This window comes from Flectobacillus roseus (assembly GCF_030056595.1).
In the GTDB taxonomy this organism is placed as follows: Bacteria; Bacteroidota; Bacteroidia; order Cytophagales; family Spirosomataceae; genus Flectobacillus; species Flectobacillus roseus.
Map to the genome: position 1 here is coordinate 141,815 of NZ_JASHIF010000002.1, position 22,672 is coordinate 164,486.

A 22,672-nucleotide genomic window follows, 5' to 3' on the forward strand; every position below is an offset into this window, starting at 1 on the left:
TCTTACAAGAGAAATACTTTCAAATTCTGTCAAGTTTGTATCCTTATTAGTAAATATTTTGCATCCAGTAATATTTAGGAGTAAAAAATTCTGCAAATCGTTTTTTTTAGAAAATTGGACTGCTCAAAAAAGACTCTTTGTAAGCAGACCGTTAAATATAATAACTTATTTTAAAACATAATAAAAAAATTTAAAATTATGTTAAAATATGTTAAAAATAGGTACTATTCGGTCAATTTTGGATGGTATAATTACCTATTTGCCAGAAAAACAGTGCATTTAGTGTGTTTTTGAAACCAGCAGGAAAATTTTCTGTGATTGTCAATTTTAACCATAAAATTAACAATTTTTAATCTTGATTTTATTTGGCAATCTAGCCGACGAATTAGCATTTTGAGAAGTTATTAATTGCATACAAAAACAATTTGTAGCAGTTTTTCGTAATTATTAAAACAAAACTTATCAGATATGAAAACCGTATTAGTCATTTTAGGATTCATTTGTGTGTTAGGGCTTGTGATAAGTCTTTCACAAGGAAAAGAAGACGATCCACTCAAAAACCACAAATTTACCGTGGTCAAAACTGAAGCTGAATGGCGTAAAATTTTGACACCAGAACAATATAAGGTTACTCGACAACGAAGTACCGAATTAGCTTGTTCGGGAGCTTACTGGAAAAACCATGAAAAGGGTATCTATAAATGTGTTTGTTGCAAACTTCCTTTGTTCGATTCAAAAACAAAATTTGAATCAGGAACAGGTTGGCCTTCTTTTTACAAAGCCATTCATAAGGACGCCATCCTCGAAATTCCTGATGATAGTTTTGGGATGTCACGCACCGAAATTTTGTGTAGTCGTTGCGGCGCACACCTCGGACACGTATTCGACGATGGACCAAGACCCACAGGTTTAAGATATTGTCTCAACTCAGTGGCATTGGATTTTGAGAAGGATGCGAAATAAACAATTGAGTGATTTGTGATTGAGTGCATGAGTGATTTTTAAATTTGTATTCTAGCTGTAGAGACGCAATAATTGCGTCTTAAGTCGAGTCATATTTAGCGTGGTAGTATTAAAAAAGCGGTCGGAAAATATTTTCTGACCGCTTTTTTAAATGCTGTAAAATTGGATATTATTTGGCCTTGGACGCAATCATTGCGTCTCTACGAGTGAGATTTTTAATCATAATCACAATTCACTCAATTAGAATACTTTTAACTATTTACCACACGCAGCCATGTAGTCATTAAATAGTTTCGTGTTGGTTTCTGCATCATTTTTGTCATATAAACCTTTACCCACATTCTCTACAATTGTTGGACAGTCTGCGAAATAAGTTCTCAAAGTTTTACGTCTTCCAGCATAAGAAGGCAGAGAAGTATATGAGTCCTCAGTTGGACGTTTGAATGCAAAACTAGTCAAAGGGAAGTATTCTTTGTTCAAGCTCAATTTTTCAGACTTTTTAAGCTCATCAAAAATCGCATAGTGCTTGTTATTAGTTTGATTTGTTACGAAAAGACTTAAACCTCCCGAAGCAACACGACCAATATTATATTGCTTTCCTGATGAATCTTTGAAAGTAGATAGCTTTTTCAAGTTGGTTCTCTTAGGTTTTTTCTCTCCTTCCATATAAATCCAAACAGAAGTTTTTTCTGAACCAATTTGATTCATTAATTGAGAAAAACCAGAACTACTCTGTCTAGATCTCAAATCCTCAATTTCTGGAAAGTCAAAAAATAACCTTACATTACCAGCGTAGGTATTACCGTCCTCGTCAGTCACTGAAGAATTCTCTAATTCATAATATTTGAAGGCATTTGGACCAGATTGTTGAGCAGACAATACAGGTTCTGCTTGAATTGGCTCCACCTTCATTGCATCTTTATTAGCATCAATAAAGTATTTCACTAGTTTTTGAGCATCCTGAACATTACCATAGTTTTGAGCCATCCCCAAAAATGTACGATCATATTTCTTTATTTGTGGCAAATAGGTTTCAAACTCATCCATTTTATTAATTAACAATGAACTAATCGCCAAATTATAATTTGAAATAAAACGAACATCCTTTTGTAAATCTTCATCTTCAGGGTCTGTGTATTCGGCCAAAGACTTCCAATATTTTTGTGCTTCTCCAAACATACCAGCCCAGTTCTTTCTTTCCACATCTAGCAATACCGTAAAGACTTGTGTGGATTGATTAAATTCGTCTACATTAAAGGTCGATTTTGATTTTCTGCCTTTTGTTAGGGTAAACAACTTGTAATCATTATTTGGCGTGTATAAATAGTAGCTACTAAATTCAGAGAGTAGATTGGCGTAATCTCTTGAAACGATATCGTATGCAAAACTATCAAATTTGTTTTCTCTATCAGTTACATACATTTTGATAGAAGGTATGTGATAACGCGTGAAGATAGTCTTACCTGCTTTATCCATAATTTTCAAACTTGATTGTAAACCGATATAATAGGCTGGGGCATTTTGATAAGTGGTTTGAATCAAATAGTCAAGATTTCCAGAGTTCAAAAGCTCAAATCTTTCAAGCGTATAGACGATCTTGAAATCACCACTATCTTGAAATTTCAATCCACCCAACCCACAACGCTGTGTCAATATTTCTTCATTATAAGGTAATTTGAAAAATTGAAAAGCATCCTTGAATCCTTGATTGATATTAAGTTTGACAGAATAGCTTTTATAATCTTCAAAACTTCCATCGATGGGAGCAATAGGGGCTCTTACTACAAATTGTTTGGGCAATGCAACACGGGCATTTTGGGCAAACGAAAAACTAGAGGCAAGTAAAATACTTGCCACAAAAAGTAATTTTTTCATGGTTTTGTTATGGTAGAAATATGGAGATTGTTTACAGTTTTGGAGATGGGTTATGACGAGTATTATATTTAGATTCGTCGAAAATAATTTTTAATTGCTCTGCATCAAAAATCAGTATTTTGCCATCACGAGTATCATAATCATTGTCAATTAATCCTTGAGCTTCTTTGATTACTTTCTCTGGTTTGTCAAGATAATAATAGATTTTACCTAAATTATAGTAAGCAGAATAGCGCATTTTACGGCTTCCTTTGTCATTTTCCGTATATTTCTTTTTCAAAGACTCAAAGTAATCAATCAACGGTTGCAATTGTTTTTCTAGAGTTTCAGTTGACTCATTGGCTTTCATTTCTTTAAAGAGCATTCTTACCGCCTCAATAGCTTCTGACTGTGTTTTTCCTTCATCAGTTTTTGCATCCAAAATCCATAAGAAGTCTTCTTTTTTGACAGTGTAGAAACCAAAGTTTTCTACCAGAAATCCGTTGAGCTCATTGATAGAATTCTGGACATAATTACGAAGAGTCTGTTCAAACAATCGTTGTTTCAAACTATCATATTCTCTTTGAGCTGCTACCGAGCTAGTTGATTTTTGACCGACATAATGGACAAGCTTGGTAAATGAATAATTCTTTTCATCTCCAGATGTTTCCTCTGGCTTTTTGAATTCAGTATTTACCAAAAAACGATTGGTCGCTTTTACCTCCTGTTTTTGTTGTGCCGATGCCAATTCTGTTTTGGTTGGCGCAAATGGTGCTTTGATTAAGGCATGTCCGCGTGCAGAATAGGTGATATCAAGCCAATAATAGGTAGTAGAGCTTTTTACGTTTCCATTATTGTCTTTTTCGGTGATAGTTTCTTTTTTGATTTCATTACCCGTAAAGGCAAAATCTTCGAAAACTACATCAATGCCAATTGCAGGAGAGGCTTCTACTTTGGTTAATCCATCCACCTTTATGTTATCATAAATTCTGGTCTCGGGAAAAACATTAGAAATGACAGGCATTGCCTTGACATGTACACCATAGGTGCGTTTTTCGATTGGAAGATACCTTTTAGGTAACGTTTGGAATTCGACATTGAAGTACGAACGATCCAAATCAACCTTTTGAGCAAAAAGGGAGTTAGCTCCAAGAAGCAGTAGGGGTAATAGTTTTTTCATTAAAGTGTATTGATTAAATAAGAAATTATAAGCAGCGAAAATCCACTGGGACTCAGAACCTGATTTTAACCCCAATGTAAATTCTTGATGTTGACTTTGCTATTAAAAAATAGCACATGCTCAAAGACAGCACCTACTAACAAAGGAGTGATAGGCAGGGATACAGATGAACCTTAGAATACCTTGCGTAGAGGGTTGGAAACTAGTCCGTAAACCCAAAATAAATTAGATGTGAAAAGGAAAAAGAAAGGAATAGGTTTGGCGAGTTTAGTATATAGTTTAACATTATAGCAATTGATGATTTATCTGTTTCAGTTCAAGAAATGTAGCGGATCAAAATTTAAAAGCGAAATTAATATATTTTATTTTACCTTACAACATGCGAATCTTTAGTTTTGGTATTTATCTATAATTGAGTAAAAAAATAATATAAAAGATGAAATTTGTTAATAAATAGAAAAAAGTCTCTAAAGTTGCTTTGATTATTTTTATGTAAATTGAAGCAAAAAACATGCCATCTATACAAAATAATTATACATGAGGATTGACTCTAAACATTTTTGGTTGATACTAATACTATTCAGAAATACCTATAAACAATGATAAAAACTGAGTGCCAAAACCTACTTTTATTCTATAAATCATAAAACTAATTTTCTATGAAATCTTTTATTTTATTGCTTTGCATATTTCTCATCAGTGGTACTCTCATTTCTGCCAAACCTATCCGTGTAGGGGTAGCTGGTATGACTCATGACCATATCAATCAAGTGTTTGATTATATTGGCAAACAGCAGGATGTCGAAATCGTAGGGTTTGCTGAACCCAACAAAGCTCTGGCGATGCGTTTGCTGAAAAGTCATAATCTCCCCGAAACCTTGTGGTTTCCTACTTTGGAGGCATTAATCCAACAAAAAAATCCTGAGGCTGTATGTGCTTTTAATTCTATTTATGAGCATTTGGCTGTGGTAGAAACCTGTGCCCCAAAAGGAATTCATGTTATCGTTGAAAAGCCCTTGGCTGTCAACAACCAGCATTTGGCATTGATGAAAGCACTCGTTGAAAAACATCAAATACATTTACTCACCAATTTTGAAACTACTTGGTATCCTTCTCATGCCAAAGTTTGGGAAATGGCTAAAAAAGAGAAAAGTTTAGGAACGATTAGAAAAGTTGTTTTCAAAGATGGACATAATGGACCAATCGAGATAGGTTGCTCTAAAGAATTTACCAATTGGCTGACAGATCCTATTCAAAACGGTGGAGGCGCAATCGTTGATTTTGGCTGTTATGGTGCCAATATCATGACATGGCTTATGGATGGACAAAAACCTATTTCTGTCACTGCGGTAACATCTCAAGAAAAAACATCTGTTTATCCAAAGGTAGATGATGAGGCTACAATTATCTTGAAATATCCAGCTTGTCAAGCTGTGATTCAAGCCTCGTGGAATTGGCCTTTTGGCGTAAAAGATACCGAAGTTTACGGTACATCAGGAATCGTCATTGCCAACAAGGAAGCAAATATGAGATACATTTATGGAGAAGGCAATAAAGCAGAAAAATGGCTGGACCTTTCCGCTCTACCCAACGAGCAATCCAATGTGTTTTCGTATTTGGCGGCGGTGGTCAATGGCAAAATTAAACCTGAAAAAGATTTGTCGTCTTTTGCGGTCAATAGCGTAGTGGTCGAAATTCTTTCAGCCGCCAAGGAATCAGCGAAAACAGGAAAAACCATCTATTTCTCAAGATAATTTACCTAATTTCCATTCAAAGAAACCTTTAACTGTGATAACTATAACTACTACCTTTTATGGATGAATTTGTAACCTTCAAAGAGTTTGCGGACGAAGAGCATTTTATTGAATTTACTCAATTTCTTGAGCAAAAGAATATTAGATTTCAAACAGAAATCAGCAATGGTGCCATTGACCCTGTAAGTATGCGTGCTGTACAAAGGCTTTTTTTAGTAAAAATCGAAAAAGAAAATTTTACCCCTATTCAAAAACTACTGGAAAACCTTGCGCAAGAAAGCATTGAGGATATTGACCCTGACCATTACCTTTTTCAGTTTTCGGATGAGGAGCTGTTTGAAATATTATCCAAACCCGACGAGTGGTCTGAATTGGATTATAAGCTCGCACAAAAAATTCTACAGGATAGGGGACATGTTGTTGGTTCGGAATATCTCAAGTATCTGAAAAAGGAAAGACTGGAAATGCTGGCAAAGCCAGAACCTTCACAAGCTAAATTTATCTGGGCGGGTTATATTTTTGCTGTTTTGGGCGGGCTTTTGGGAATTGCTATTGGCTGGGGAATTTATTTCTCACAAAAAAGATTGCCCAACGGAAGTGTAGTTTACTCTTACTCAGAAGATGACCGAAAGCACGGTAAAAGAATCATAACGATTGGATTCGTAATGATGTTTTTATTGATTCTTATCAAAATTCTAACTCAGTACAGTGAATAAATAGTTTGACTATTTTTCTAATAAAACACCCTTTTTTATTATCCTATATTCAAATCCTTGTTATTTTTGCAATATTGTTGCAAAAATAACAAGGATTATGAAATCTCTTCTAACGCTCAACTTTTTTCTAGTTTTTCTATTCACAGAAAAGCCCTTTCAAAAAAGATTAAAACAAGACTTTGATGTCCAAAAGATTACTTGGAATGATTTAAAAGATGTGCATTTCAAAAAGAAATTCAACATCGACTTAGCGATGTTTTATTTGTATCCCAATTTTGGACCCAAGGTAACCATGCTCAATGGAAGAACTATTGAAATCAGAGGTTATACGATTCCGATTGATAGTGAAGGAAATTTTGTAGTGTCACAGAACCCCAATTCGATGTGCTACTTTTGTGGGAAATCTGGTCCAGAATCCATGATTCAATTAAAGTTTACTAGCAAGCATCAACGATATAAGGTTGATGAAATAAGAACTTTTAAAGGTATCCTGCGACTAAATGCCAACAATGTGCAAGAGTTGAATTATATCTTGGAAGAAGCTGAAAGCGTGGATTAGGTAAAACTATATTGAACTCTGAAAATTGGGTTTTTGATTTCAGATTACTACAACTAGAATCGACAAAAGCCTCGAAAACTTTTGGTATTCCCTGTATCTGAAATCAAAAATCCAATTTCCTTAGCATGAAGTGGAGGGAATTAATGAGCCAAAATATTAGTAATCATAAAATTACGCTCATCACTCACAATTCAGCACTTATTCTTAGCAGCCTGGTTTGTCCAAAGTAAAATATGGAGATGTCCAGATAGCCACTTTATTATATGGTTTGGCATCAGACTTTACTTTGTTGTCTTGTGCTTCTTTTTTCTCGGCAGAGGCAGATTTTTTATCGTGGTCTTTACAGTTTTCGGTTTTTGCCGATTTCGAACAAGCTGACTTGTCACATTTTGCTTTGTCACATTTCGACTTATCACATTTTCCACCAGGGCAAGCCAAAGATGCCGCTACAATACCAAGTGTTAAGAATCCTGAAATAATTGCTTTTTTCATGTTGAATTTGTTTAATTTAATGGAACGAATAACGCAAAATATCGAAGTATAAAGAGGTTTATTGAGTACGATAATTTTTGCATTGTTGACCTTACAAAATTACAATCTTCAATTGGCTTCTTGCTGTCATTCAAGTGTTATTGACTTGTTATAGAGTTGTTAAAACCATCCTCTTTAACAAGAAGCTCTTTATCTTTACTACATGAAAATTCAGCATAAAAATATCCCTTACATTCTGATTGCGTCGACTTTAGGCGTAATTGCCTTGGTGATTATCCAAATTATATGGATGCGTCACTCGTGGCGATTGTCGGAGGAGATATTTAATCAAAGGGTTACGTCAGCACTTTGTTCTACCATCAAATCTTATAAAGATGGCGCCTATTGCAATGATGGAAAATGCGCCGTGGTAGATATGTCGGGCGAAACGCTTATTTCTAATATTTCAGAATTGCCTCATGATATTGTCAATACCAAAGATTTTCGAGAAACCTTAGATAGAAACCTAGCTAATTATCAGGTGTTTTTACCTTACCAAATTAGCCTTTCTACCAATAGCTTCTGCGCTACTGATGTATTTCAAACGGCAATTTCTTTCAAAAATCATCATGGAAATGAGTCCTACCTAAGAGTGACTTTTCCTACAAAAGAACGCTATATTTTGGGAGGTATGACCGTTATGGTATTAGCAACCCTCTTCATTGTTGGCTTTATTACAGTTGTATTATTGATGGTCAATTGGTCTTTGATGAAACAAAAACTGTTACTTCAAACCAATGTGGATTTTTTCAATAATATGGCACATGAGTTTCGTACTCCCCTCAGTAGCATTGGCTTAGCAGTAAATCGTTTGACTAAAAAGCATGAAGATTTAAGAGAAAACCCATTTTTAGCAGTTATTAAAAGAGAAAATACTCAATTATTGCAAGAAGTTGAACGTGTATTACACCTAGCCAAAATCGAAAATGGAGAATACATTTTGGAGAAAGAAAAGTTAAGTACAGAATCTCTCATTCGTGCTTCGATAGACAGTTTGTCGATGTCTATTTCCGAAAAAAATGCACTCGTTGTGTTGGAGGGTTTTAGGGAAGATATGTGTGTTATAGGAGATAGGCAACACCTTGTGAACACCTTTCGCAATTTGATTGAGAATGCGTTGAAATACAATGAAAATACACCTGAAATTCGTATCACAGCAAAATTACAATCTCAAGATATCGTCATATCATTTGAAGATAACGGCATTGGTATTCCTGTAAGCCAGCGAAGTTTGATATTTGAGAAATTTCAGCGAGTGCATCAAACGACCCACGCTTTCAAAGGATTTGGATTAGGTTTGGCTTATGTCAAAAATATGCTTGAGCTTCATAAGGGCAATATTCAAGTAAAAAGCGAAGATAAAAAAGGAAGCTGTTTTGAAGTATATCTACCTTTGAGCCTGTAGAATTTTCAGTATTACACAAAACTCTGAACACATTCCTGTAACCACTTATTTATGAGCATTACTCCACACAAAATACTTTTGATCGAAGATGACCTGAGTATGGGTTTCCTATTGACCGAATTTTTGGAAGACCAAGGATTTGAAGTCAAGCTATGTCGAGATGGAGAAAGTGGATATAATGCGCTTAAAAGACAACAGTATGACGTTTGTTTACTTGATGTAATGATGCCCAAAATGGATGGTTTTACCTTGGCATCGCATTGTAAAGAACTTAATCCTAATATGCCTTTTTTGTTTATTACGGCTCGTTCATTAAAAGAAGATAAGCTAAAAGGTTTTGAACTAGGAGCGGAGGATTACATTACAAAACCATTTGATGAAGATGAATTGCTTTGTCGCATCAAGGTATTATTACGTCGTCAGCCACAACAGTTGCCAGCGCCACAAGTAATGAAATTTACGATTGGTACCTACGTTTTTGATTATTCCAGACAAGAGCTATGTTATCAAGATGAAACATGGCGATTGACCGAAACAGAAAGTGAGGTTTTAAAATTGCTTTGTCAGAATCAAAATCAGATTTTAAAAAGAGAAGATGCGGTAGAAAAAATTTACGGTAAAAAAGACTATTTTCTGGGTAGAAGTTTTGATGTATTTATATCAAAGTTAAGGAAAATGCTACAAAACGATCCCCGAATTAGTATCGATAATGTTTTTAAAGTAGGCTTTATATTGAATGTGCAAAGTTGAAGTTTCTTAATTACAGCTAGTTATCCGACTTTAAGTGATTACTTAATCTCGTTGATTTGAAATTATTTTCTTTAAGCGTATAAACAATTGTATCAATTAGGTCTTTCTTATCGTGTTCATGAAAAAATAAGGACTCTATTACCAATAATTGACTTGAATTATCTTGAGGGTTTTGTTTATAAAAGTGCTCAAAGCTTCGACTTGAATACCCATCTCCACTGCTCGCTGTCCAATGATCGCCCAGTTTATGGACTTTGTCATCCGTAGTAATACAATAAAATCTTGAGGTTTGTTGGTAATCACAAGCCTCCTTACCCCAGTTAAGCGTAAAAAATAGGTTATTATCTACCTTATTATCCAAAGTGAAAACAAATAATTCATGGTCTCCTAAAAAAGTATCCGAGAATATCACCTTATTGTTTTTAAACACTTTCAAATAGCCAGGGTTGTCAAACCCATACTTTTCTTCGTTGTATGCTGTGTAGCCAAACTCAATTTTATACTTCCCCAAAACCACATTTTGCTTAACCAACAAACCCTTATTCTCTTCAGAACTCTCCTTCATTTCGGGCTTCATTAGTGAGTTGATTGCTCTGATCGAATCTTCAAAGTTATTGACCTGATTAGCGCTTTTCATATCAGTTTTGGGAGAAGTCTTTCCACACGAAAGAAGAATTAAGAGGGTAAAACTGAAATATAGCTTTTTCATAGTAGAAGTAATATAGAAAAATTTACGAAATACCTTATGCCTTAAATATCGACAAAAAGTATAATACTCTTTATACACATCCTAACATTATTTCAATATTTTGTGTTGCATGAAGTGTAAATCGACTGATTCTGCTTAGAATAAATGCTGAGCATATTCTCTATACTCAAATTTAGTTCAGAATGATACCTCTGTCATCACCACACAATTGGTTTCGTTAAATAAGTTTATAACTATTTAGTATTCAAATATTTATAAAAAAGGTATATTTGTACTGACTAAACAAAAATTTTACACTATGAAAAACTACCTACGCTTAGCAAGTTTACTCTTCATTTTTTCAATGAATGCTTGTACTGATGACACCTCCAGCGCATTACCAACCGACACATGCTTTAAGAAAGACGCTATTGCTGAACTACCTTGGCTTAAAAGTGTAGTTACAGACTTTCAAAAACCTAAAAGTGGTCCATTGGAAGTGGTACTTTACACTTACAAAAACCAATACTTTATAGGTGTGGTTAATCCTTTGGTTTCATCACCAGCATCGTATATTTATAATTGTAGTGGTGAAAGTATTGGCAAACTGAACATCGGATATAACCAGTTTATGGCAGAAGCTCGTACAATAGATGTCTTATTGAAAGGAACATATTAAGAAAAACCCGAGTTAGTGCTGGTTTGGAAGCTGGCACTAACTATTCCGATCCTAAGTAGGAAAACGTTATTAGTTAACAGTATATTGGTTATTTGAAGATATTCATAATCAAAAGATTATAGTCAAATTTCGCCTCAGTCATACTGTTAATTTAATCTTTCCTACTACTGATAATCAATAAATTCAAAGTTAAAGTTTTAAAACTTTAGAAAGAAAAAGCACAAGTCTAAGACTTGCTCTAGTACTCTAAGAGTAAATAAAAAAGGAAGCCCGAAGGCTTCCTTTTTTATTTGCTATTCTACTTATTCTTCTCCTCAATCCATAGTCTTGCATTGACAAAAGCTTCTAACCAAGGACTTACTTCGTCGTTTTTGCGGTTGGCTGGGTAGTTTGCCCAGTTCCAAGGGAAAGTTGAACGCTCGATGTGTGGCATGGTTACCAAGTGACGACCTGTTGAGTCACACATCATGGCTGTATTGTAATCCGAATCATTTGGATTAGCAGGATATTCTGCATAACCATATTTACCAACAATGTGATAACGTTCTTCGCCATAAGGCAATACAAACTTACCTTCTCCGTGTGATACCCAAACACCTAAAGTAGTTCCTTCTAAGGTAGAAAGCATTACTGAGTTGTTTTGCTGGATAGTTACTGATGTAAAGATACTTTCGTGCTTATGTGATTTGTTATGGTGCATTTTACCATGAATATCATGGTCTGGATTGATTAATTCCAATTCCATAAACAACTGACATCCATTACAAATACCTACCGAAAGCGTGTCTTCACGTTCGAAGAATTTCTTGATGGCAGCATTGGCTTTTTCGTTGTACAAAAATGCTCCAGCCCAACCTTTTGCCGAACCTAAAACATCTGAGTTTGAGAAACCACCAACTGCACCAATAAACTGAATATCTTCCAAGGTTTCACGACCAGAAATAAGGTCGGTCATGTGCACGTCTTTTACATCGAAACCAGCCAAGTACATCGCATTCGCCATTTCACGCTCAGAGTTTGAGCCTTTTTCACGAATAATCGCTGCTTTTGGACGAGTTGAAATCGCACGGTGGTCAGTTAATTTTCCTGTGAACTGTGATGGGAATGTATAAGTTAAAGGTTGGTTTTTGTAGTTGGTATAGCGATCTAAAGCTGTTCCGTTTTTAGATTGTTTTGAATCTAAAAGGAATGAAGTTTTGTACCAAACATCTCTTAATTCTGTTACTGAAAAATCAAATGAAGTATCATTGTTTTTCATAGAAACTGTATCTCCTTCTGCTACTTCTCCAATTTTAACGATTGTAATATTGTTCGCTGCAAAAACTGCCTCAACTGAAGCATCTGCTTGGAATACCAAGGCAATATTTTCGTTGAACAAAGCTTTTACGGTATCGCTTTCGCCTAAACCTGACAAATCGAAGTTGGCGCCAAGGTTTACATCTGCAAAACACATTTCTAGTAAAGTCGTAATCAAACCACCGCTACCGATGTCATGACCAGCCTCGATTTTTCCTGCTTTGATTAAATCTTGGAAAGTATCGAACGCTGTTTTGAAGTATGCCGCATCTTGAATTGTTGGAACTTCGTTACCTACTTTGTTCAAGATTTGAGCAAATGAGCTACCGCCTAATTTGAAATGATCTTTTGATAAATTCAAATAGTAAATAGAACCGCCATTGCGCTGTAAAACTGGCTCAACTACTTTATTGATGTCCGAACAATGAGCTCCTGCCGAGATAATTACTGTTCCTGGGGCAATTACTTCATCGTTTGGATATTTTTGCTTCATCGAAAGGGAATCTTTTCCTGTCGGAATATTGATTCCTAATTCAATTGCAAAGTCAGAACAAGCTTTTACGGCTTCATATAAACGTGCATCTTCACCAGCATTTTTACAAGCCCACATCCAGTTGGCCGACAATGAAACTGATTTTAAACCGTCTTTCAATGGAGCAAAAACGATGTTTGACAATGCCTCTGCAATAGCAGTACGTGAGCCCGCAGCTGGGTCAACGATAGCGGCTACTGGCGAATGTCCTACAGAAGTGGCGATACCATCTTTTCCTTTGAAATCTAAGGCCATTACACCTACGTTGTTCAATGGCAATTGCAATGGACCAGCACATTGTTGTTTGGCAACACGTCCACCTACGCAACGATCCACTTTGTTGGTCAACCAATCTTTACAAGCTACAGCTTCTAACTGTAATACTTGATTCAAATACGTTGGAATTTCTGTTTCTGAATATGACAAACCTGCGTAATTACGTGCAATAGTTTTGTCTTCCATCACAATTTTAGGCGAGCTTCCGAACATTTCCGAAATGGCAAAATCCATAGGTTTTGCACCTGTAGATTTTGATTCGAATGTAAAGCGGTTGTTACCTGTAATATCTCCTACCGTGTACATTGGCGAGCGTTCGCGTTCTGCTACACGTTGAAGCGTTGCTATATCTTTTTCACCAATCACCAAGCCCATACGCTCTTGTGATTCGTTACCAATGATTTCTTTTGCCGAAAGCGTTGGGTCGCCTACTGGCAATTTGTCTAAATCAATCAAACCACCTGTTTCTTCTACTAATTCCGACAAACAGTTGAGGTGTCCGCCGGCACCGTGGTCGTGGATAGAAACGATTGGGTTTTCGTCTGACTCAACTAAGCCTCTAATCGCATTGGCTGCACGTTTTTGCATTTCTGGGTTTGAACGCTGAATCGCATTCAATTCGATACCTGAACCAAATGCACCTGTATCTGCCGAAGAAACGGCTGCACCACCCATACCAATACGGTAGTTTTCGCCACCTAAAACCACTACTATATCTCCAACCGATGGCTTTTGTTTTTTTGCTTGACTTTCTTTGCCATAACCAATACCACCAGCCAACATGATTACTTTATCGAAACCTAATTTGCGAGCTTCTTCTTCATGTTCAAACGTCAAAACAGAACCTGTAATCAATGGCTGACCGAATTTGTTACCAAAATCAGAAGCACCATTAGAGGCCTTTATCAAGATATCCATTGGTGTTTGATATAACCAAGCACGCTCGTCCATTCCTTTTTCCCAAGGACGAGATTCTTCCAAGCGAGAGTAAGAAGTCATGTAAACCGCTGTACCTGCCAATGGTAATGAACCTTGTCCACCCGCCAAACGGTCACGAATTTCACCACCTGAACCCGTCGCTGCACCGTTAAATGGCTCAACAGTTGTTGGGAAGTTGTGTGTTTCAGCTTTTACCGAAATAACAGAATCGAATTCTTTTTCGTCGTAAAAGTCTGGTTTGTCAGCAGATTTTGGAGCAAATTGAGTAACGCGAGGACCTTTGATGAAAGCAACGTTGTCTTTATAAGCAGAAACGATGTCGTTTGGATTCGTTTCAGAAGTTTTCTTGATGAGCTTGAAAAGAGAGCTTGGTTTTTCTTCACCGTCGATGATAAAGGTACCATTGAAGATTTTGTGACGACAGTGCTCAGAGTTTACCTGAGAGAAACCAAATACTTCAGAATCTGTCAATTTGCGACCTAATTTCTCTGAAAGACCATTCAGATAGTCGATTTCTTCCTGACTTAGCGCAAGCCCTTCTTGTTTGTTGTAGGCTGCAATATCATCAATTTCGAGAATAGGTTCAGGCTGAATTTTTATCGTGTAAATAGCTTGGTGTAAGCTTGTGTACTTTTGCGATAACATTGGATCGAAGTCCGTAAAATCTTCGGCTACCTGAGCAAACTCCTCAATACGGATAATTCCCTGAATACCCATATTTTGGGTAATTTCCACAGCATTGGTACTCCATGGAGTAATCATAGCGGCACGTGGACCTACAAAAACCGCCTCTAACGAAGCATCCTCTTGATTGATGACAGTGAAACGATGGTCTCTTGAACTGTTGAAAAGCCACACTAGTTTTTGAATATCTTCCTCTGCGATAGCAGATTGAGCTTGGACAGCAAAAACATTACCAGAGTGACTTCCGAAGAAATGAATCATGATGATAGCAAATTGATAGTTGATTGTGCCTAATTCGGTAATTTTAAGTCAGAAAAATTACATAAAACAGCCGAATTACTTAAGAAAGTGCAAATTTAGGGTTTTTAAAACTGAATCCCTAAGAAAATCTATAGATTAGGCAATACCGAACGTATTGCCTTTCTGGGTAAAAACAAATACTACATTATTTACCTAAATCTCAAGAGTGTAATAGAAGCAGGAGCTAGGGTGATACTTGAAATACTGTTATCGATATTTTGATGTTGATAATTTACCACATTCTGAGAAGGTTTTTCAAGCGTATTGGCTGCCGTATATGAGGTAGCTGTAAGCTCATGTTTCTCGAATATTTTCAAACTTTTGGCTACAGGGAAATCAATTTCCGTCTCTACAGCCACCGTTGGATGACGGTTTACAACAGCGAGCGTTAGCATTTTGGTGTCTTCATCATAACTGGCAGCAGTATCTAAAATGCCAAGATTTTCTGCGCCTGATTGCTCCAAAGCTGAACTTTCGACTTCCGTCGCTATACTTGTACCTGTGCAATATTTACGATAAAGTTCGAGTGGATAAAAAACAGTCTGACAGATAGATTCTTTTTCATTGGTCATAATAGGTGCTAGTACATTGACGGTTTGCGCCCAAGTAGCCATGCCCACAATGTCTGCTTGACGTTGGAATATATTCAGAAAGCCTGCAACCCCTAAGGCATGAAACCACTGATATGTTACTTCTAAATTATATGCACCTTTTCCTTCATTTTCCCAGATTCCCCATTCGTCCAAGGCAATTTTTAAGGGCTTTTTGCGGGCAGGAAAACGATACCAACGATTAAAATTCTCTACTTTTTCAGGTGCTAGTTCATGAATTTGCTTTTTTGTCGCTACGATTTCTTTTTCGAATGTATCGATATGCGCAAAGAGTGAAGCAGGTTGACCTTTCTTGGAATTGGCATAATAATGCAAGGAGATATAGTCGGCAATAGGATGGAGTTCTTTGATAAGCGTTTCGTTCCATTTGGTATCACCGCCCGCCAAAACTAGCGAAATGTTAGGGTCTTGTAACTTCATAAGTTTGGCGTATTGCCAAGCTATTTCTACATATTTATTAGGGTCTTGTAAACTACCCGTATCAGGAACGGCGCTTTCTTCATTGCCTAATCCCCAATATTTTACCTTGTGAGCTTGAGGATAACCATGTTTTTTGCGTAGGCTAGCAAAGGAGGTATTTCCCGCACCATTACAGTATTCGACCCAGTTGGAGGCTTCTTCTGGTGTACCTGTATTCATATTGACCACTAAAAATGGGTCAGTTTTGAGCATGCGACAATAATCGATAAACTCATTGGTACCAAATTGATTGCTTTCTTCACCACCCCAAATGAGGTTTGGTCGAACGGGACGTAAGTTTTTGGGACCAATACCGTCTTGCCAATGATATATTTTAGTAACAGTACCTCCTGGAAATCTCAACAAAGGCGTTTGAAGTCTTTTGATTTTTTCCAACACATCTTTTCTGACTTGATTAGTTTTGGCATCAACCACTCCACCAGTAATGGCTCGACCGAGATATTCGATGAATTGTCCGTAGATTTCAGGTTCGATTTTGCCAATGGTTTGCTCAAAGTTGACATGAACTTTGGCTTTAACGGTTTTAGCAAAAGACACTCTTTGATACAAAGAAGACGGAAGCAAGCTTGCCAAGGCTAAACTGCTGGATTGACGCAAAAAGGTACGACGGTTGGGATATTGCATAAATGTTTAAATAGAAAATGAGTGAATACCAAAAAATAGTGTATTTCTGTTACTAGAAACAAACTATATAAAATTAAAGATTAAATTTTAAAGAACTGTTAGTAATGGGGAACTTGTTCTTGAAAAAATACATTTTGTAAAAATAAGTATTCAAGATAATAGTTTGAATTTTATAATTTAGTGATATGAAAGTAACAGAGAATTTACAAGAGTTTTATCAGAGACTAGAGATTCAACCAAGAGAATCTATTAGTCAAAATGCGCCTCATATCAATGTTTTTGAAAGAGGAGATTGTAAAAACCTTTTACCTTATTCACGCCGAGATTATTATAAAGTGACACTCGTAATAGGAGAGGGTCGTGTAGAATATGCAGACAAAACGATCCATATCGACAAGCCTGCTTTGCTTTTTAGTAACCCAACTTTACCCTATTATTGGCAATCTGTTTCGGATTTGCAGAAAGGTTGGTTCTGTATTTTTAATGAAGCTTTTATTCATCAACGAGATAATTTGTTGACAGAGTTACCTATGTTTCAAATGAATACCGATAAAGTGTATTTTTTAGATGAAAAAAGTGTTGATGAAATATCGGATTTGTTTCAAAAAATGAAATGTGAAAGTTTGGGTAACTATGCTTATAAACAGGATATTATGAGAAATTATTTGCATTTGATAGTGCATTATGCCTTAAAGTCCTTTAACCAATCGCAACAGGAAGTTCCAGTCAATGCCAATGCTCGTATTACTCAGCAATTTTTTGATGTATTAGAAAGTCAATTTCCTATTGATTCTATGCAAAATCAATTGCAGTTGACCACCGCCAAAGACTTTGCTGATAAATTGAATTTGCATGTCAACCATTTGAATCGAGCCGTCAAAACGATTACGGGAAAAACAACCACCGAGCATATTGCTCATAGAATTGTGCTGGAGGCCAATCAATTATTGACCTATACCGATTGGGCCATTGCCGAAATAGCCTATTGCTTAGGATTTGAGTATCCTGCCTACTTTAACAATTTTTACAGAAAAGCTACAGGGAACAAACCAAAAGAGTTAAGAAAACTAGAACTTGTTTGAATTTTATAATTTCTTGTTTGAATCTTCTTTTGTAGCCTTCTTTTTGTCCTATAATTTTGAATTAAAATTAGTAGTGAACAGTGATAAGGCACATAGGCACAAAGTGAAAAGTTCTGTTTATTGGAAAAGCGCTTAGTAAATAATCACCTCATAAACTTTGTGCCTGTTTACTTTGTCCCTTAAAATAAGATCATGAAAGCCGTTCAGGAAAAAAATAGATTTATTGCTACCTTGTTAGCATTTGCGGTAATACCAATGTCGGGTTTGGCAACGGATATTTACTTGCCTTCGATGCCATATATGGCAAAATATTTTGGTCAAGCAGAAAACAGCATACAGCTCACTTTATCCCTTTATTTAGGGAGCTATGCCATTGCCCAGTTTTTTGTAGGAAGTATCCTTGATGCCTTTGGGCGTTATAAATTGTCGACTATATCTTTATTTTTATTTATGGTATCTTTTTGGATAACTGCCATAAGCACAGATATATACATGATTTATGCGATGCGTGTGGTACAGGGAATTCTCTCAGCTTTTGCGATTGTGGCTAAGCGAGCTTTTTTTGTGGATGTGTATGAGGGCGAAGAAAGAAGACAATATTTGAGCTTGATGACAATTGTCTGGTCTGCTGGTCCGATAGTAGCGCCTTTTATTGGGGGCTATTTGCAAGAACATTTTGGCTGGCAGTCTAATTTTTACTTATTGGCAGGGTATAGTGGTGTGGTAGGTATATTAGAGTTTTTGTTTTCGGGCGAAACTATTCGTAAAAAGACTGGTTTTAATGCTCGTAATTTGTTTGGTAATTTTAAGGAAATGATTGCAACCCCAGATTTCTTTTTGGGCTTATTGATTGTAGGACTTAGCTATGGGATGATATTTTTGTTCAATCTGAGTGCGCCGTTTATCATTGAGCATCAGATGGGATATACGCCTGTGACCGTTGGATATGCTTCCTTAATTATGGGGATAGCATGGATGTTGGGTGGATTTTTGGGACGTACATTGATGAACAAAGCCTTTTTACCCAAAATACAATTGGCAAGTTTGGTGCAAACAGCCTTGATTTTGGCGATGTACATATCTTCTCAATGGCTTCAAAATCTTTACACATTACTCGGATTTGCCTTTTTTATTCATTTGGCGGCTGGTTTTACTTTTAACAACTACTTTACGTATTGTCTGAGTCGTTTCCCTAAAATTGCAGGTGTTTCAGGTGGATTTATGGGAGGTGTTGCCTTTATTCTGACTTCGGGTTTGAGTTATGGTGTCGTAAATATGCTACATCCTGCCACTCAGCCAGACTTAGCTTTAGGGTATTTTTCAATGGGTGCTTTTGTGATGTTATTACTTACGACGGTTAGAGTCGGAAAATTACATCCCTCGGTTTCATAAATTCATTTAATCGAAAAAAGAGTCATTGCTGATTGAGCGATTGAGTGATTGAGCGAATGAGTGATTATTTTTAATTTTACTGGTATAGACGCAATGTTTTACCTCTATACCGCTAGAATATAGATTTTAAAATAATCACTCATTCACTCAATCTCAATTCACTCAATTCGTTTAGGTGAACTGTTTTAGGTTGTAAAAGTCTGTTTGTATTTTTAGGATACAGACTTACAAAGAGGATTATAATTCGTTGTCTTAATATTGAATTTCTATTTACTAAGAAATCTTCAAGACATTCGCGTAGCTATCTACTGGCTTGTTTTCAGGGAATTGGATATGTAATCCATCTGAATGTCTTTCGAAACTCAAAGGCTGATTTTGATTTCCTAAAAACTCAACTTTATTGATGGTTTGTGCATGTAAAGGGCTATTTTGAGCTAGGCTTTTGATTACCACTTTGCCATTTGCAGGCCAATCCATCACTGTGGCAAAAAGCGTATTTCCCAAAGTATTGAAGCGAATATCTTCAGCAGTATATTTCGTTTTACCTTCATTAAAACCTTGTGCATTTAGCTTGGCTTCGTTTTGAGTAGAAGGACCTTCTCCATAGATTTTCCATGGTCTTGTGCCATAGATGCTTCCACTATTTACGGCCATCCAACGACCAATTTCTTCTACAATTTTACGTTCTTTTTCATCAATACTACCATCGCCACGAACGGGTACGTTGAGCAAATAATTTCCGTTTTTACTAACAATATCTACCAGTGCATGAATGACAGATTTGGCTGATTTGTAGCCATCTCTATTATAAACACCACGGTCATAATGCCAACTTCCGATACAAGTATCCGTCTGCCAAACAAAAGGTTGAATATCGCTAGCTTGTCCGCGTTCGATGTCCCAAACCATGGCTTTTCGTTCGTTTTCATCCAAAATTTTGCCATTAATGACAGCTCTTAACTCTCCGTGACGCTTGATGCTCATGTTGTAATGATGCGCTGCAATACGCAATCCTGCATCGCTAATGGGCCAAAATGGAAGTTTCGTATCATCAAAATACAGCAAATCGGGTTCGTATTTGTTGATAAGGTCGATAGTTCGATTTACGAATTTCTCGATGTATTCTTTGGATGGTCTGTTTGCCCCATTTTCCCATTCCCACTGTTTGTGAATAGCGCCATTCTGAAGACTATTCTCGCTTAGCTCATGATTTTGGGCATAGAGTTCTTGAGGATCTAGACCTTCCCACCATTGACCTTTACCATCAGATTTACGCAGTTTACCGTCGTAAGGAACTCCCGCCAATGTCCCATTTTTATCGCTTCGTTGTGCCGACTCATACCATCGCCAAGCATGACTTGCATGAATACTTACGCCAAATGGAAGATTGTTGGCTTTGGCAGCTTTTGCCCAACCTGCGATAATATCCTTCTTGGGACCCATTTTAGTGGAGTTCCAATTTTTTTGATACTTACTATCGTACATATCAAAATTATCATGGTGGTTGGCCATACCAATAAAGTATTTCGCTCCTGTATTTTTGTAAAGCGTCACCAACTCATCTGGATTCCATTTTTCGGCTTTCCATTCGTGAATAATATCTTTGAATCCAAACTTGGATGGATGTCCAAATTTTTCTACATGGTATTTATATTGCCAATCTCCTTCTTGATACATTCCTCTGGCATACCAGTCGCCTGCTTCTGCCTGACATTGAGGCCCCCAATGCGCCCACATGCCAAACTTCGCATCCTGAAACCACTTCGGCACTTGATATTGCTCTAAAGAAGCCCAATCGGGCGTAAATTTTCCCTTGGCGATTGCCTCTCCAAGTATGGTGTGCTCAGACTGCTTTTTCGCAAGTAAATGTTGTGCCAAGCCCAAACTTGGAATACCTAAACCAATTTGTTTAAGGAGCGTTCTTCTTTTCATAATTCTCAGAATTAGATTGAAATGGAATTAACAAAATTAGACTTTACCCTTGTGTTGTTTTTATAGAAATCAGCAATTTTATTATACAAATCAGATATTTTGTGTATTAAGGATATTCTTTATCTGTCTTTTCATCATAGAAAAGGTTATGAAAAATCTTTATTTAGTATAGTTTAATGACCTATATTACCTTTTTTATTGGGTATTATACTATTTTTTATGTATGGCAGTTTTCTTGCTAAATTATACTAATCAGACTTTGGGCTTTTGAGATGAGAAATATTGCTAGAAATCAGTTGTTTTCTCTTTTACACGTCGACTACGTAAAGTTGGGGTCGAAATGGAATTATAAAACCGTGGTGAGTCCCTATTATCGCTTGTACTATATAGATGATGGCCATGGGAAAATTACAAGTACACAAGGGTCTATAGATTTAGAGGCAGGTTTCTTGTACCTGATTCCGAGTTTTACGGTTTGTGATTTGAATTGTGAGCAGTATTTGAGTCAATATTTTGTCCAATTTTTCGAAGAATTAGGGAGTGGATTATCACTTTTTTTTAATCAACGAAAAGTATTGAAGGTAAAAGCTCATGAGATAGATATTGTCAATTTTAAACGTCTCATTGCCATTAATCCCGGAAGAGGAATCAATCGATCAGACAATCCTGAGGTTTATGAGAAAGATATTTATTATAAAGAATACCAAGAGCTTAATCTTCAACAATCGCTCTCTTGTCAGTTCGAGACTCAAGGAATATTGTTTCAGCTTATGGCGAGATTTTTGGCAGAGGAAAATTTTTCTCGACAGGTCGAATCCTTAATTCCTTCCAAAATCATGGATTCTATCAATTATATTCAATTGAATATGTCCGAAAAACTTTCTGTCAAGATGCTGGCCTTGCGCGCCAACATGCATGTAGATTATTTTTCAAGACTTTTTCTTCAAACCATGGGTGTGCGACCAATGGCTTATATTTTGGACAAACGTATTGAAAGAGCGCAGTATTTGATGATTACTCGAGATATGACTCTCGAAGAAATTGCTACACAAACAGGTTTCGAAAATGTGCCATATTTTTCTAAAGTTTTTAAATCTATCACAGGCATCACGCCAGGAAAGTACAAAAACCGTCAAAGGAATGTTTGATTAAATTCATACTTGGAGCTTTCAGCTATTGGCTTTCGGTAAAATATTTCCTATGAGTTCAATTAGGCTTTTTTACTAAATGCTAGGGTTTCTAGCCTAAAGGATATCAATTAAATTGAATGTGCTCATTTTTTATCTCGATTTATAACGCGTTGATGGAGTAAAAGGTTATATACGTCGAAAAAAGTTATAATCACACCAAAGCATCTTTACAATCGCACAACATTCTGGTCTAATGGTCTGTCAATATTAATGAGTTCGGTCAATAATAACACGAGCTATTTTACCATCAATCCA

The 22,672-nt window shown here is 36.4% G+C and carries 17 protein-coding genes; 10 read left to right on the forward strand and 7 right to left on the reverse strand.

Features of this window, described 5'->3' with window-relative positions; genetic code table 11:
• Positions 1-468 precede the first annotated feature (468 nt).
• Entirely contained in the window at positions 469-963 is a 495-nt protein-coding gene (gene msrB, locus QM524_RS00765; RefSeq protein WP_283343043.1) for a peptide-methionine (R)-S-oxide reductase MsrB, read from the forward strand.
• Between the two features lie 255 nt (positions 964-1,218).
• Here the strand turns inward: msrB and QM524_RS00770 are convergent, their stop codons facing one another.
• Entirely contained in the window at positions 1,219-2,838 is a 1,620-nt protein-coding gene (locus QM524_RS00770) for a hypothetical protein (RefSeq protein WP_283343044.1), read from the reverse strand.
• 31 nt (positions 2,839-2,869) lie between these two features.
• Positions 2,870-3,997 carry a hypothetical protein gene (locus QM524_RS00775; protein WP_283343045.1) on the reverse strand — a complete coding sequence of 376 codons (1,128 nt, stop codon included), beginning with the start codon at positions 3,995-3,997 and terminating at the stop codon, positions 2,870-2,872.
• Positions 3,998-4,656: 659 nt separating this feature from the next.
• Between QM524_RS00775 and QM524_RS00780 the strand changes: the two genes are divergently transcribed.
• The 3 genes from QM524_RS00780 (at position 4,657) to QM524_RS00790 (ending at position 7,026) form a co-directional block, all read left to right on the forward strand.
• The gene (locus QM524_RS00780; protein WP_283343046.1) at positions 4,657-5,751 is read left to right on the forward strand and encodes a Gfo/Idh/MocA family protein; all 1,095 of its coding nucleotides are present in this window, start codon (positions 4,657-4,659) and stop codon (positions 5,749-5,751) included.
• 59 nt (positions 5,752-5,810) lie between these two features.
• A complete protein-coding gene (locus QM524_RS00785) occupies positions 5,811-6,467 on the forward strand; it encodes a hypothetical protein (RefSeq protein WP_283343047.1) in 657 nt (218 codons plus the stop codon).
• 97 nt (positions 6,468-6,564) lie between these two features.
• The gene (locus QM524_RS00790; RefSeq protein ID WP_095163300.1) at positions 6,565-7,026 is read left to right on the forward strand and encodes a DUF3299 domain-containing protein; all 462 of its coding nucleotides are present in this window, start codon (positions 6,565-6,567) and stop codon (positions 7,024-7,026) included.
• 204 nt (positions 7,027-7,230) lie between these two features.
• Here the strand turns inward: QM524_RS00790 and QM524_RS00795 are convergent, their stop codons facing one another.
• Positions 7,231-7,518, reverse strand: a complete 288-nt coding sequence (locus QM524_RS00795) for a hypothetical protein (protein WP_166580058.1) — start codon at positions 7,516-7,518, stop codon at positions 7,231-7,233.
• Between the two features lie 202 nt (positions 7,519-7,720).
• Here QM524_RS00795 and QM524_RS00800 point away from each other — a divergent pair, with 202 nt between their 5' ends.
• Together QM524_RS00800 and QM524_RS00805 are read left to right on the forward strand one after the other, a co-directional pair.
• Complete coding sequence (locus tag QM524_RS00800) at positions 7,721-8,962, forward strand: sensor histidine kinase (protein ID WP_283343048.1); 1,242 nt, start codon at positions 7,721-7,723, stop codon at positions 8,960-8,962.
• Positions 8,963-9,013: 51 nt separating this feature from the next.
• Positions 9,014-9,712, forward strand: coding sequence for a response regulator transcription factor (locus QM524_RS00805; protein WP_283343049.1), 699 nt, complete (start codon positions 9,014-9,016; stop codon positions 9,710-9,712).
• A 16-nt stretch (positions 9,713-9,728) separates the two neighbouring features.
• Here QM524_RS00805 and QM524_RS00810 read toward each other — a convergent pair whose 3' ends face one another.
• Positions 9,729-10,421 (reverse strand): hypothetical protein, encoded by a 693-nt coding sequence (locus QM524_RS00810; protein ID WP_283343050.1) that lies wholly within the window; start codon positions 10,419-10,421, stop codon positions 9,729-9,731.
• A 298-nt stretch (positions 10,422-10,719) separates the two neighbouring features.
• Between QM524_RS00810 and QM524_RS00815 the strand changes: the two genes are divergently transcribed.
• Complete coding sequence (locus QM524_RS00815) at positions 10,720-11,079, forward strand: hypothetical protein (protein WP_283343051.1); 360 nt, start codon at positions 10,720-10,722, stop codon at positions 11,077-11,079.
• Between the two features lie 298 nt (positions 11,080-11,377).
• On the opposite strand, the gene purL is transcribed toward QM524_RS00815, so the two are convergent.
• Together purL and QM524_RS00825 are read right to left on the reverse strand one after the other, a co-directional pair.
• Positions 11,378-15,067 carry a phosphoribosylformylglycinamidine synthase gene (purL, locus tag QM524_RS00820; protein ID WP_283343052.1) on the reverse strand — a complete coding sequence of 1,230 codons (3,690 nt, stop codon included), beginning with the start codon at positions 15,065-15,067 and terminating at the stop codon, positions 11,378-11,380.
• A 188-nt stretch (positions 15,068-15,255) separates the two neighbouring features.
• Positions 15,256-16,821 carry an alpha-L-arabinofuranosidase C-terminal domain-containing protein gene (locus QM524_RS00825; RefSeq protein ID WP_283343053.1) on the reverse strand — a complete coding sequence of 522 codons (1,566 nt, stop codon included), beginning with the start codon at positions 16,819-16,821 and terminating at the stop codon, positions 15,256-15,258.
• Between the two features lie 185 nt (positions 16,822-17,006).
• Here QM524_RS00825 and QM524_RS00830 point away from each other — a divergent pair, with 185 nt between their 5' ends.
• Positions 17,007-17,903 carry a helix-turn-helix domain-containing protein gene (locus QM524_RS00830; protein ID WP_283343054.1) on the forward strand — a complete coding sequence of 299 codons (897 nt, stop codon included), beginning with the start codon at positions 17,007-17,009 and terminating at the stop codon, positions 17,901-17,903.
• Between the two features lie 192 nt (positions 17,904-18,095).
• Positions 18,096-19,295 (forward strand): MFS transporter, encoded by a 1,200-nt coding sequence (locus QM524_RS00835; protein ID WP_283343055.1) that lies wholly within the window; start codon positions 18,096-18,098, stop codon positions 19,293-19,295.
• A 273-nt stretch (positions 19,296-19,568) separates the two neighbouring features.
• Here QM524_RS00835 and QM524_RS00840 read toward each other — a convergent pair whose 3' ends face one another.
• Positions 19,569-21,227 carry an alpha-L-fucosidase gene (locus QM524_RS00840; protein ID WP_283343056.1) on the reverse strand — a complete coding sequence of 553 codons (1,659 nt, stop codon included), beginning with the start codon at positions 21,225-21,227 and terminating at the stop codon, positions 19,569-19,571.
• A 272-nt stretch (positions 21,228-21,499) separates the two neighbouring features.
• Between QM524_RS00840 and QM524_RS00845 the strand changes: the two genes are divergently transcribed.
• A complete protein-coding gene (locus QM524_RS00845; protein WP_283343057.1) occupies positions 21,500-22,375 on the forward strand; it encodes a helix-turn-helix domain-containing protein in 876 nt (291 codons plus the stop codon).
• Positions 22,376-22,672: the final 297 nt, after the last annotated feature.